The organism is Kribbella polygonati, assembly GCF_050320105.1.
Lineage (GTDB): Bacteria > Actinomycetota > Actinomycetes > Propionibacteriales > Kribbellaceae > Kribbella.
Map to the genome: position 1 here is coordinate 4,899,749 of NZ_CP190129.1, position 12,311 is coordinate 4,912,059.

Sequence of the window (12,311 nt, forward strand, 5' to 3'; positions counted from 1 at the left end):
GATCAACGCAGGATCGCCGCGACGACGGCGATCACAGCCAGGACGGCAAGCACGATCAGCTCCGGACGGGCCCAGGCGGTGACCACGTCGCCCTCGGACCTCCCGGCATACTGCTCCATGTGGCTCTCGATCCGGTTGACCACGATGTCGGCCTTGGAGATCGAACTGTCCGCGGCGAGCTTGCGGCCGCCGACCCTTTGCTTGCGAAGATCGCGCATGACCAGTTGGACGCCGGGCGCACGGTAACGGTTCGCGTCGGTGTGCACGCGGAGCAGATCGGTGACGTCGGCGCCGGTCACCTTCGACCACGGGATCCGGTGGTCGCGCAGGTGGTTGCGGAGCAGCAGGTGCTCCGGGTCCAAAGTCACCGACGGGCGCATCAGGCCGACGTACGCCAGCACCATGAAGATCGCGATGATGCTGCCGACCAGCACTCCGGTCGCGGTCCGCCACTCCAGGATCACGTCGAGCAGCCCGAGCGCCCCGATCACCAGCACGATGGTCCCGGTGATCCGGTTGGACGCGGACAGGTACTGCTCGCTCTCCGGCGATTTCGACTTCACCAGCACAACGTAACCGGCGCTCAGAATCGGCACTAGACTGCCGTGGGTGACCACACTCGACAGCGGGCTCGACAGGGACGTCGACGCCCTGGCCGACGTGACCTCGTCCGAGGACCGGCTGCGCCGGTTCCTGCTCGGGCTGCCGGGCGTCGACCAGGTCGGCGCGGAGGCCCGTGCCGCCACCCTGAGCACCCGGTCGATCAAGACCACCGCCAAGCAGTACGCGCTGGACCTGGCGATCTCGATGATCGACCTGACCACGCTCGAGGGCCAGGACACCCCAGGCAAGGTGCGGGCCCTGTGCGCGAAGGCGAAACGGCCCGACCCGGCCGACCCGAGCGCGCCCCAGGTGGCCGCGGTCTGTGTGTACCCGGACCTGGTCGCGACCGCGAAGCGCGAACTGGAGGGCTCCGGGATCAACGTCGCGAGTGTCGCGACCGCCTTCCCCAGCGGCCGTTCCAGCCTGGCGATCAAGGTCCAGGACACCAAGGACGCGGTCGCGGCCGGCGCCGACGAGGTCGACATGGTGATCGACCGCGGCGCGTTCCTGTCCGGGCGGTACGCGATGGTCTTCGACGAGATCGCCGCGATCCGCGAGGCCGCGGGTGACGCACATCTCAAGGTGATCCTGGAGACCGGCGAGCTGGTCACCTACGACAACGTCCGGCGGGCGTCCTGGCTGGCGATGCTGGCCGGCGCCGACTTCATCAAGACCTCCACCGGCAAGGTGTCCCCCGCGGCCACGCTGCCGGTGACGCTGGTGATGCTGGAGGCGGTCCGCGACTACCACGAGGCCACCGGGCTGCACATCGGCGTCAAGCCGGCCGGCGGCATCCGGACCTCCAAGGACGCGATCAAGTACCTGGTCACCGTCAACGAGACGGCCGGACCGGACTGGCTGGACCCGGAACTGTTCCGCTTCGGCGCCTCCAGCCTGCTGAACGACCTGCTGATGCAACGCACCAAGCTGGCCACCGGGCACTACCCGGGCCCCGACTACTTCACCTTGGACTGACAGGCATGAGCAGATTCGAGTACGCACCCGCACCGGAATCGCGGGCCATCGTCGACATCAGGTCGTCGTACGGGCTGTTCGTCAACGGCCAGTTCACCGACGCGACCGACGGCAAGCCGTTCAAGACCGTGTCGCCCGCCTCGGAAGAGGTGCTGGCCGAGGTCAGCGAGGCCGGGCCGGCGGACGTCGACAAGGCGGTGCGCGCGGCGCGGAAGGCCTTCGACAAGGTCTGGGGCCCGATGGCGGGTCGCGACCGGGCGAAGTACCTGTTCCGGATCGCGCGGCTGATCCAGGAGCGCTCGCGCGAACTCGCCGTGCTGGAGTCGCTGGACAACGGGAAGCCGATCCGCGAGTCGCGTGACGTCGACATCCCGTTGGTCGCCGCGCACTTCTTCTACTACGCGGGCTGGGCCGACAAGCTCGCGTACGCCGGGGTGGGCGACGACCCGCAGCCCTGGGGCGTCGCGGGCCAGGTGATCCCGTGGAACTTCCCGATGCTGATGCTGGCCTGGAAGATCGCGCCGGCGCTTGCCGCGGGCAACACCGTCGTACTGAAGCCGGCCGAGACCACCCCGCTGACCGCGCTGGCGTTCGCGGAGATCTGCCAGCAGGCGGACCTGCCGCCGGGTGTGGTCAACATCGTCACCGGCGCGGGCCGGACCGGTCAGGCGCTGGTCGAGCACCCGGACGTCGACAAGGTCGCGTTCACCGGGTCGACAGCGGTCGGCCGCGCGATCGCGAAGTCGGTCGCCGGGACGCACAAGGCGGTCACGCTGGAGCTCGGCGGCAAGGCGGCGAACATCGTCTTCGAGGACGCCCCGATCGACCAGACCGTCGAGGGCATCGTCAACGGCATCTTCTTCAACCAGGGCCACGTCTGCTGCGCCGGTTCGCGGCTCCTGGTCCAGGAGAGCGTGTACGACGAGGTTCTCGGCCGGCTGAAGCGCCGGATGGAGACGCTGCGCGTCGGCGACCCGCTGGACAAGAACACCGACATCGGCGCGATCAACTCGGCCGCCCAGCTGGCGAAGATCCGCGAGCTGTCGCAGATCGGCGAGGACGAGGGCGCCGAGCGCTGGTCGCCGGAGTGCGAGCTGCCGCCGCAGGGGTTCTGGTTCCCGCCGACCGTGTTCACGGGCGTCTCGCAGGCGCACCGGATCGCCCGCGAGGAGATCTTCGGGCCGGTCCTGTCGGTGCTGACGTTCCGCACCCCGGCCGAGGCGGTCGAGAAGGCGAACAACACCCCGTTCGGGCTGTCCGCGGGGATCTGGACCGACAAGGGCTCCCGGATCCTCTGGATGGCGAACCAGCTGCGCGCGGGCGTGGTCTGGGCGAACACGTTCAACCGCTTCGACCCGACCTCGCCGTTCGGCGGCTACAAGGAGTCGGGCTACGGCCGCGAGGGCGGTCGCCACGGTCTGGAGGCCTACCTTGCCCACTAAAGAGACCCCTAGGCTGGAAGTGCGGAAGACCTACAAGCTCTACATCGGCGGCGCCTTCCCACGCAGCGAATCGGGCCGGTCGTACGTCGTGAACAATGCCAAGGGCAAGTTCCTCGCGAACGCGTCGCAGGCCTCCCGCAAGGACGCCCGGGACGCGGTCGTCGCGGCCCGGAAGGCGTTCGGCGGCTGGCATGCGCGGACGGCGTACAACCGCGGCCAGGTGCTGTACCGGATCGCCGAGGTGATGGAGGGGCGGCACCAGCAGTTCAGCGCCGAGGTCTCCGCCGGCGAAGGCCTGTCGATCTCGAAGGCGCGCGCCGTCGTGGACGAGGCGATCGACCGCTGGGTCTGGTACGCCGGCTGGGCCGACAAGATCGCCCAGGTGGTCGGCTCGTCGAACCCGGTGGCCGGCCCGTACTTCGACTTCTCGTTGCCCGAGGCAACCGGTGTGGTCGCCGTGCTGGCCCCGCAGGACTCGTCGCTGCTCGGGCTGACCAGCGTGATCGCGCCCGCGATCGTGTCCGGCAACACGGTGGTCGCGGTGTCGTCGTACGAGCGCCCGCTGCCGGCCGTGACGCTGGGCGAGGTGATGGCGACGTCCGACGTACCGGGTGGGGTGGTGAACCTGCTGACCGGGTCCGCGTCCGAGATCGGGCCGTGGCTGGCGTCGCACCAGGACGTGAACGCGATCGACCTGTGCGGCATCGAGGACCCGGAGGAGGCGACCGCCCTCGAGGTCGCCGCGGCCGACAACCTCAAGCGGGTCCGCCGTCCCGCCGAGGAGGACTGGTCCGCGGACCAGGGGCTGTCGCGGCTCACGCAGTACCTCGAACTGAAGACCGTGTGGCATCCGATCGGGGTCTGATCCGTGCTGAAGGAAGGTGACCGGGTCGCGATCGTCTCGCCGTCCCGAGGGCTGCCGGAGATCTTCCCGGGGCCGTACGAGCTGGGGCTGCGCCGGTTGCGCGAGGACTTCGGGCTGGACCCGGTCGAGTACCCGACGACGCGCCGGATGGGAAGCACCCCGGCGGAACGCGCGGCGGATCTGCACGCGGCCTGGTCGGATCCGTCGATCCGCGCGGTGATCGCGACCATCGGCGGGGACGACCAGATCACGGTCCTGAAGCATCTCGACCCGGCCGTGCTGCAGGCCGACCCGAAGCCGTTCTTCGGGTACAGCGACAACACGAACCTGCTCAACTTCCTTTATTCGCTGGGGTTACCGGGCTACTACGGCGGCAGCGTGATGGTGCAGTTCGGCCGCGGCGGCGCGATGCACCCGGACACCGAGCGGTCGCTGCGGGCGGCACTGTTCACCGGCGGCGAGTTCGACCTGACGCCGGCGATCGGGTGGACGGACCTCGACCACGACTGGAACGTCCCGGCGAACCTGGAGACCGAGCCGGAGCTGTTCCCGGGCACCGGCTGGCTGTGGAGCGGTACCCGCGAGGTGACCGGGAAGCTCTGGGGCGGCTGCCTCGAGATCCTCGACTTCCAGCTGTCCGCGAACCGCTGGATGCTGCCGGCCTCGTCGTACGGCGGCGTGCTGTTCGGCGAGACCAGCGAGGAGATGCCGTCCGCGGAGACGGTGTACCGGATCCTCCGGAACATGGGCGAACGCGGCCTCCTCGAACGCTTCGACGCCGTCCTGTGGGGCCGCCCGAAGTCGCGGTCCCTGGGCCAGGAACTGTCGCCGGACCAGTCGGTCGCCTACGTCACCGACCAGTACCTCGCCGTCGACCGAGCCCTCACGGAATACAACCCGAACGCCGTGCTGGTGAAGGGCCTCGACATCGGGCACACCGATCCGATGCTGACCCTCCCGTACGGCGGCCAGGTCCGGATCGACCCGTCGGCGGAACGCATCACGGTCACCTACTGACCTCTGTACAGTTGAGGGCGAAAACCTTTAACTGCCCGCGCCCCCGGGAGGTCAGAATGGTTCACCGCCGCTTGTCCCTCGTCCTGGCGACCATACTCACCGCGGTCGCCGGTCTTGCCGCACCACCGGCCGCCTACGCGGGCCAGGCGCCCGTCACCATCACGATCGGCTCCTCCGAAGTCGACCTGACGTTCAACGACCCGGTCGATCACAACGGCCAGGACGTCGCCCAACTGGACAAGATGATCGCGCTGTTCAACGGCGCACCAGCCGGCTCCGAAGTGCGCATCGCGCTGTACAGCATCACGGCGAACGTCGTGTACGACGCGATCAAGGCGGCCGTCGACCGCGGCGTGCACGTGTACGTGGTGCACAACGGCGAGGACAAGAACTCCACCGACGACTCGCCGGCCGCGCTGGCAAGCCTGCTCGGGGCCAACCACCACTGGTGCGACCACGGCAGCAGCACCCTCGCGTACGGCGGTGGTTGTCTGTCGAACTCCAGCACCGGGCTGATGCATGCGAAGTACATGCTCTTCTCGCAGACCACGGATGCCACCGGCGCGCCGCGGTCCTGGGTGACGTGGTTCGGGTCGCCGAACATGACGTACGCCTCCGGCGCGAACCTGTTCAACAACTCGTTCACCGTCTACGGCGACAAGACCTTGTACGACAACTTCTACAACCAGCAGTGGCTGCCGCAGTGGCAGGAGAACACCTACGCGGGCAACGACTTCTACGACGCCGCGACACCCCGCGGGTACTTCGGTTCGGCCGCCTCGCACGTGCAGGTCTATTCGTCGCCGGAACAGGACACCGACCTGGTCGTGAACCGGCTCAGCTACATCACCGCGGACGCGGACTGCCGGATCCGGGTCATGGAGGCGTCGATCAACGACACCCGCTCGGCGGTCGTCGACGAACTGATCTCGTTGCACAGCGGCGGTTGCAAGGTGTGGGTCGACATCGGCGACATCCAGAGCGGGTCGCTGAGCAAGCTCAAGTCGGCAGGTATCCCGGTACACCAGTCGCCGGTGCACGACAAGGCGATCATCGTGTCGTCCCGGTACGCCGGGTCCAGCGCCGTACGGCCGATCGTGTTCACGGGGTCGCACAACCTCACCGCGTCCGCCCTGCGGTACAACGACGAACTGCTGGTGAAGGTCGAGGACAGCCAGCCGATGTACGACGCGTTCTACGCCCACTTCAACGACGCCTACAACACGGGTGCTGCTATGTGACAGCGGTACGGGTGAGCGCCGGGTTCGGGTCGGGGTAGCAGGCGACCGGGGCTGTGGTGCTGAGGAACTTCCATTTGATCTTGGCCTGAAAGGTGAGGCCGGGGTCGTCGTAGCTGGTGCCTTTGAGTTTGGTTTCGATGGTGCCTTTGCCGCCCGCGCGCAGGCGAACGCTGAGCGTCGGCAGCTGGAAGGTCGCACCGCCGGGGATCGGGCCGGATACCTTGAGAACTGCGGTGTTTCCCTCCAACTGAACAGATGGAGTGGAGTTGAGGCCTGAGCCGCCGGTCAGGGTTGCGCTGAGGTAGGCGGAGTTGGCCGGGACCGGTATGCGCAGCGTCAGGTCGCGGACTTCCTGGAGTTTGAAGCCTTTGACCTCGGTCGGGAGGGTGCCCTGCTGGGAGTGGACGGCGATCGTGAAACGGGTGTTGGCCGCGACCGTTGCCGGGGCCTGCGCGTCGACTGCCTGGCGGAGGGAGAGCGTGTGGCGGCCGAATCTGGTGTCGGCTCGGCAGGCATAGGTGGCTGCCGGCTGATCGGCAGGCGAGAGTAAGGCGAGGATCACCACAAGACTGCGGTAAGTAGCCATATGACTACTCTATGCAGTCATCTCCCGTAGAGGAACCATCCGCCGGCACCCGCCGCGACGAACACCACGGGGAGGGCCAGGAGGAACCAGCGGCGTCGGCGGCGACGGCGTACGGGCGGATCGGTGGCGACCGTGGTGTCCAGGTCGTCCTCGGTGATGGTGGTCCGCTCGCCCGCCCGGACCGGGGCCTCCTGCTCCAGTCGGTACGCCTCGGCCTCCAGGCGGTCGGCGAGGGTGTCGGCGCGGTCCCAGCGGTCGGCGACCCGGTACGCGAGGGTCCGTGCGAAGACGTCGTCGAGCTGGCCGACCGAGTCGTGCAGCAGCGGGCGGAGGGTGTCCGGCGGGAGGTCCGGGTCGCGGTTCAGTACGTCGCCGATCGAGGACGCGGAGTACGGCGGATGCCCGGTGAGCAGCGCGTACGTGACCGCGCCGACCGCGTAGATGTCGGCGCGTTCGTCGAACCCGCCGTCGCCGCGGCCCTGCTCCGGCGCCATGTACGACGGCGTACCGACGGCCTGGGTGAGGCCGGACGCCTCGGCGGCACGCTTCGCCAGGCCGAGGTCGGCGAGCACGATCCGGTGCGTGCCGCCGCCGGCCTCGTCGCCCGGGCGGAGCAGCAGGTTCGCCGGGGTGACGTCGCGGTGTACGACGCCCTCGCCGTGCAGCGCGGCGACCGCTCGGGCCAGGTCGGCGCCCCACCAGAGCGCGTCGACCGCGTCCAGCCGGCCCTGCCGCAGTACGTCGGCCAGCGTGCCGCCGCCGACGTAGTCCATCACGAAGTACGGGCGTCCGTCGTCGAGCTTGCCCAGGTCGAACACCCGCACCACGCGGTCGCTCGAGATCCGGCGCATCAACCGCGCCTCGGACAGGAAGCGTTCCCGCACGTCGGCCCGTGACGCCCAGTTGTCCGCCAGCACCTTGACGGCGACGTCGACGTCCAGGTCGTCGTCGTACCCCCGCCAGACGGTCGCGAACGCACCCGCGCCGATCTTGTCCCGTAACCGGTACCGCCCGATGACATCCATCCCCGCTATTGTCGGTCACAACCAAGCTCAAGAGGGGGAGCATGACGGTATTGATGCCACGCCTCCGGCGCGGCGGGTCATGGGGCTGGTGCTCCCGGTCTTCCCTCGTCGCTCCGGTCGCTTCGCTCCCGCCGCTCCTCAGTCCAGACCGGGAGGCCCCATGACCGAGGAGTTGGAAGAACTCGCGTCCCGTGCGGCAGCCGGTGACCAGACGGTGCTTCCACAACTTCTGCAGGCGATCCGGCCGCAGGTGCAGCGGCGGGTGGCCAAGTTCCTGCCGTACCGGGAGGACGCCGAGGAGGCGGTCCAGGACACGCTGCTGCAGGTGGCGAACAAGGTGCACACGTTCCGCGGCACCGGCAGCTTCGCCGGCTGGGTGACGATCGTGGCGACCAACCAGGCGCGCCAGACCTACCGTTCGCTGAAGCGCCGCTCGGTCGAGCAGTCCGCCGAGGTCCTCCCCGAGTCCGTCGACCCGCGCACCACCTCGGTGATCGCCGGCTCCCGCCTCGACCTCCTCGAAGCCCTCGAAGCCCTCGAGTCCAGCCACCCCCAACTCGTCCAGCCCCTGGTCCTCCGCGACCTCGGCGCCCTCTCGTACGCCGAAATCGCCGACGAACTGGACGTCCCCCTCGGCACCGTCAAAGCCCGCATCCACCAAGCCCGCAAGGCCGTCGCCGAACGCCTAACCGTCCGCTGAGGGTGCGTACGGCGGCCCCCGCTCCCCGTCGCCCGGAGCACGCCCCGCCTGAGCCGGCGGATCGCCAGGCCATCACAATCTGCGCGGCATCGACGCCTGCACGCTCGGCGCGCGGGCGGATCGCCAATTGTGATGGCCTGGGCGTCCGCTACTCCCTCCGCGCCGTCGTCGCCGCCAGGGCGGCGACGGCGCGTACCTCGTCGTACGGGGTGGTTTCCAGGACCTGGGTGATCAGCGCGAGGTCCCCCGGCTCGGCGAGGGTGGTGAGGACGTTGAGGGCGCTCACGTGGTCGAAGGCGGCGGTGATGTCGGCGCCCGCTTCGACCGGCGGGTGGGACAGGATGTCGAGGGCGACCCGGCGTACGTCGGCGGCCAGCGGCTCCAGCGGGTTGCCGCCGCTGAGTTGGGTGTACGCCGCGGCGACCTGGTACATGTTCAGCGCGCGGCACACCGTCGGCGCGTTCGGGCTGTGCAGCAAGGCCTCGAACGCCTGCAAGGGGATGTCCGCACTCATGCCTGAACGCTAGCCGCCGCGTGCAGATGCTCTGCCAGCAGGTACGCCGCCTCCGGCGCGTCGGTCGCGTAGCAGACCAGATGATGCCGCGTCGACCACGCGTCCTGCAGCGGGCAGATGTCCACCTCGGCGCTCGGGTCGACAGCCCGACGCGGTACGACGGCCAACCCGGCCCCGGCCGTCGCGAGGGTGATCAACGCGTGCAACGTCGGCACCAACGTGCGGTACCGCGGCGCCGGCGCGTGCGGCCCGAGCCGGTCGTCCATCCACTGGCTGAGCGGCGAGTTCCGGTCCAGGCCCACCAGCGGGTGCTCCGCGACCTCGGCGTACGCGATCGACGCCCGTCCCGACAGCGTGCCGCCGGCCTGGCCGATCACGACCAGGGAGTCGTCGGCGAGCGGCTCGGTGCGCAGCGGGGTCGGCTCGTCGTCGAGGATCACGCCGAGGTCGGCCTCGCCGGCCGCGAGCAGGCGGACCATCCGGACGGTACGCCGCTCGCGCACGTTCACGTCGTACTCCGGATGGTCACGGAGGAACGTGGCGAGCGCGAGCGGGACCAGCTGGTGCATCGCGGACCCGCCGGCGACCAGGCGGATCGGGGCCGAGCTCGGGACGGCGTACGACGCGACCGCGCTGTCCAGGCGGGTCGTCTCGGCCAGCACCTCGCGGGCGTGCCGGGCCAGCGTGGCGCCCGCCGGGGTCAGCCGGACGCCGCGCCGCTCGCGGACCAGCAGCGGTACGCCGGCCTGCGCTTCGAGCGCTCTGACCCGCGCACTGGCCGAAGGCAGACTGAGGTGCATCACTCGCGCCCCGGCGGTGATCGAGCCTTCCGCCGCGACGTGGGTGAACAGCCGGAGATCGTCGAGGTCGTACCGCATGTCTCCAGCCTACGTCTCAGACTGAGGCTGGCTACGGGGATCGCGCATTGTGGAGTGTCCGCGGAACCCGGATGCTCGAAGGGTGCTGCTGATCCTGCTGGCCGGTGTCGCGGCCGGCGCCCTTAACGCCGTCGGCGGCGGCGGGAGCTTCGTGGCGCTCGCCGCCCTGGTCGGCGCCGGGATGCCGCCGGTGACCGCGAACGCGACCACCACCGTCGCGCTGCTGCCCGGGAACGCGACGAGTGCCTGGGTCTACCGCCGCGAGATCGAAGGCTTCCACGCGCCGTCTCCGCTGCGACTGACGCTGGCCAGCGTATGCGGCGGCGCGCTCGGGGCCGGACTCCTACTCGTTCTGCCGGCCGCATCTTTCGACAGGGCGGTGCCGTGGTTGCTGGCGTTCGCGACGCTGGTTCTGGCCTTCGGCAAACGGCTCACCGCGGCGCTCAGACTGGGCCGGCCAGGCCCGGCCGCGATCCTGGTGGGGCAGTTCCTGCTGGCGATCTACGGTGGGTACTTCGGTGGCGCGGTCGGGCTGATGATGCTCGCCTTCTGGACCGCGACGACCACGCTCGACCCGGCGCGCGGGAACCCGCTGCGGGTGATCCAGGTCGCCGCGGTCTACCTGACGGCGGCGGTGATCTTCGTGTTCGCGGCCGACGTACTGGCGCAGCCGCTGCAGCTGGTGGCGATGCTCGCGGGCGCGATGATCGGCGGGTACGCCGGGGCACACGTGGTGCGGCGGCTGCCGGCAGGCGTACTGCGGGGGCTCGTGCTGAGCACCGCTGTACTGATGACCGGGCTGTTCTTCGTGCGGGCGTTCGGATGAACCGGGCGCGGGTCGCGATGGCGTACCAGGCCTGCGAGGTCGCGGACCTGGCGGCCGGGGTCGCGGCGCTGGACGATCCGGCGGAGGCCGCGGCGCAGGCCGCGCGGGTGCTCGCGGCCGCTCAGGAACTGGTTGCCGCGGCCAACCGTCTCGGCGGCCGCGGTACGCCGACGGACGCGCTGCAGCTGTTCGCGTACGAGCATCCCGAGGAGGCGGCCGAGGACGTCGCGGACTGGCTCAGCCGCCGTCCGTAGCCCGGCGACCCCGCGGCGGAGGTTCTTGCGGGAGCTGCTCGCGTTGCTTGCGCAGGTAGAGACCGGTGGCGGTCGAGACGCTGGTGAGCAGCCACATGAACACGCCGGCGTCGTCGGTGACACCAATGATCGGGAGCAGGTCCGGGATGATGTCGATCGGCGAGACCAGGTAGACGATCGCGAGCAGCCAGAGGAAGGTCCGGTTGCGCGGCAGGTCGGTGTAGGCACCCCGGCGTACGTCGCGGAGCAGCCGGGGCAGGGCTCGCGCGCGTTCGAGGACGTTGCCGACCGGGACCGGTTCGCCGCGCGCGAGCTTCCGGCGGCGGACGGCGCGTCGGCGGAGTACGCCGAGCGCGCCGAGGCCGGCGCCGATCACCAGCAGCCCCGCCCCGACGCCCACGGCGGGCAGCCCGGCGACGTCGCCGTCGCGGAACAGCAACGTCAGCAGCCCGATCAGCCCGAGCACCCCACCGATGTAGACCATTCCCCCACTGTAGAGGGCAGTTCAGCCGACGGGGCTCAACGCAGCGAGCCGGGCGAGGTGGTCCGGGGTGAGTTTCACCGAAGCAGCCGCGACGTTCTCCTCCAGGTGTTCGAGCGAGCTCGTGCCCGGGATCGGCAGCATCACCGGGGACCGATGGAGCAGCCAGGCGAGCGACAACTGGGCGGCGGTGGCCCCGAGTTCGGCGGCGATCATGCCGAGCAGCTGGGAGCCGGCGTGCTCACCGTGTGCGATCGGCACCCACGGGACGAACGCGATCCCCTCGGCGGTGCAGTAGTCGAGGACCGCCTCGTGCTTGCGGTCGGTGAGGTTGTAGCGGTTCTGCACGCTCACCACGTCGACGTACCGCCGGGCCTCGACCAGCTGCTCGACCGACACCTCGGACAGGCCGACGTGCCGCACCTTGCCCTCGGCAACCAGTCCGGCGAGCGCGGCGAGCTGGTCGGCGTACGGTACGGCGGGGTCGACGCGGTGCAGCTGGAGGAGGTCGATGCGCTCGACCCGGAGCCGCCGCAGCGACAGCTCGGTCGCCTGCCGGAGGTACTCGGGCCGTCCGCACGGGACCCACTCGCGCGGCGACGGGCGGGTGTGGCCGACCTTGGTGGCGATCAGTACGCCGTCGTACGGATGGAGTGCTTCGGCGAGCAGTTCCTCGTTGGCGCCGACGCCGTACGCGTCGGCGGTGTCGATGAAGTCGACCCCGAGTTCGACGGCGCGCCGGGCGACCCGGATCGCCTCCGCGCGGTCGGCGGCCGGGCGGTACCCGGTCAGCCGCATCGCGCCGAAGCCGAGCCGGTGGACGTCGAGTTCGCCGATTTTCAGACGGTTGTGGTTCATGCCGACAGGGTCCGGCCGGCGGCCGGCGTACCGGAAATGATTTAGG

General features: G+C 70.0%; 15 protein-coding genes. 8 read left to right on the forward strand and 7 right to left on the reverse strand.

Annotated features, from left to right (window positions below; genetic code table 11):
- Window positions 1-2 precede the first annotated feature (2 nt).
- Window positions 3-563: a PH domain-containing protein gene (locus ACQHIV_RS23190; protein WP_427885090.1), complete on the reverse strand. Its 561-nt coding sequence runs from the start codon at window positions 561-563 to the stop codon at window positions 3-5.
- 46 nt (window positions 564-609) lie between these two features.
- On the opposite strand from ACQHIV_RS23190, the gene deoC reads away from it, so the two are divergent.
- From deoC to ACQHIV_RS23215, 5 genes are read left to right on the forward strand one after another with little or no spacing between them, the layout of a single operon-like run.
- Complete coding sequence (gene deoC, locus ACQHIV_RS23195; protein ID WP_427885091.1) at window positions 610-1,578, forward strand: deoxyribose-phosphate aldolase; 969 nt, start codon at window positions 610-612, stop codon at window positions 1,576-1,578.
- 5 nt (window positions 1,579-1,583) lie between these two features.
- Complete coding sequence (locus ACQHIV_RS23200) at window positions 1,584-3,020, forward strand: aldehyde dehydrogenase family protein (protein WP_427885092.1); 1,437 nt, start codon at window positions 1,584-1,586, stop codon at window positions 3,018-3,020.
- A 19-nt stretch (window positions 3,021-3,039) separates the two neighbouring features.
- Window positions 3,040-3,885, forward strand: a complete 846-nt coding sequence (locus ACQHIV_RS23205) for an aldehyde dehydrogenase family protein (protein WP_427885093.1) — start codon at window positions 3,040-3,042, stop codon at window positions 3,883-3,885.
- A gap of 3 nt (window positions 3,886-3,888) precedes the next feature.
- Complete coding sequence (locus tag ACQHIV_RS23210) at window positions 3,889-4,902, forward strand: S66 family peptidase (RefSeq protein WP_427885094.1); 1,014 nt, start codon at window positions 3,889-3,891, stop codon at window positions 4,900-4,902.
- A gap of 56 nt (window positions 4,903-4,958) precedes the next feature.
- Window positions 4,959-6,143, forward strand: coding sequence for a phospholipase D-like domain-containing protein (locus ACQHIV_RS23215; RefSeq protein ID WP_427885095.1), 1,185 nt, complete (start codon window positions 4,959-4,961; stop codon window positions 6,141-6,143).
- Here ACQHIV_RS23215 and ACQHIV_RS23220 read toward each other — a convergent pair.
- Complete coding sequence (locus ACQHIV_RS23220; RefSeq protein ID WP_427885096.1) at window positions 6,136-6,729, reverse strand: hypothetical protein; 594 nt, start codon at window positions 6,727-6,729, stop codon at window positions 6,136-6,138. The two genes, ACQHIV_RS23215 and ACQHIV_RS23220, sit on opposite strands and share 8 nt — an antisense overlap.
- Before the next feature lie 17 nt (window positions 6,730-6,746).
- A complete protein-coding gene (locus ACQHIV_RS23225) occupies window positions 6,747-7,754 on the reverse strand; it encodes a serine/threonine-protein kinase (RefSeq protein ID WP_427885097.1) in 1,008 nt (335 codons plus the stop codon).
- Window positions 7,755-7,914: 160 nt separating this feature from the next.
- On the opposite strand from ACQHIV_RS23225, the gene ACQHIV_RS23230 reads away from it, so the two are divergent.
- On the forward strand, window positions 7,915-8,454 hold the full coding sequence (locus ACQHIV_RS23230; protein WP_427885098.1) for an RNA polymerase sigma factor: 540 nt from the start codon (window positions 7,915-7,917) through the stop codon (window positions 8,452-8,454).
- Between the two features lie 148 nt (window positions 8,455-8,602).
- Here ACQHIV_RS23230 and ACQHIV_RS23235 read toward each other — a convergent pair whose 3' ends face one another.
- Window positions 8,603-8,968: a hypothetical protein gene (locus tag ACQHIV_RS23235; protein ID WP_427885099.1), complete on the reverse strand. Its 366-nt coding sequence runs from the start codon at window positions 8,966-8,968 to the stop codon at window positions 8,603-8,605.
- Window positions 8,965-9,846 (reverse strand): LysR family transcriptional regulator, encoded by an 882-nt coding sequence (locus ACQHIV_RS23240; protein WP_427885100.1) that lies wholly within the window; start codon window positions 9,844-9,846, stop codon window positions 8,965-8,967. The genes ACQHIV_RS23235 and ACQHIV_RS23240 overlap by 4 nt, the downstream gene beginning before the upstream one ends.
- A gap of 82 nt (window positions 9,847-9,928) precedes the next feature.
- Here ACQHIV_RS23240 and ACQHIV_RS23245 point away from each other — a divergent pair, with 82 nt between their 5' ends.
- The gene (locus tag ACQHIV_RS23245; protein ID WP_427885101.1) at window positions 9,929-10,672 is read left to right on the forward strand and encodes a sulfite exporter TauE/SafE family protein; all 744 of its coding nucleotides are present in this window, start codon (window positions 9,929-9,931) and stop codon (window positions 10,670-10,672) included.
- Entirely contained in the window at window positions 10,669-10,926 is a 258-nt protein-coding gene (locus ACQHIV_RS23250) for a hypothetical protein (protein WP_427885102.1), read from the forward strand. The genes ACQHIV_RS23245 and ACQHIV_RS23250 overlap by 4 nt, the downstream gene beginning before the upstream one ends.
- Here the strand turns inward: ACQHIV_RS23250 and ACQHIV_RS23255 are convergent.
- The gene (locus tag ACQHIV_RS23255) at window positions 10,910-11,410 is read right to left on the reverse strand and encodes a YkvA family protein (RefSeq protein WP_427885103.1); all 501 of its coding nucleotides are present in this window, start codon (window positions 11,408-11,410) and stop codon (window positions 10,910-10,912) included. The two genes, ACQHIV_RS23250 and ACQHIV_RS23255, sit on opposite strands and share 17 nt — an antisense overlap.
- Window positions 11,411-11,431: 21 nt before the next feature.
- Entirely contained in the window at window positions 11,432-12,265 is an 834-nt protein-coding gene (locus tag ACQHIV_RS23260) for an aldo/keto reductase (RefSeq protein ID WP_427885104.1), read from the reverse strand.
- Window positions 12,266-12,311 lie beyond the last annotated feature (46 nt).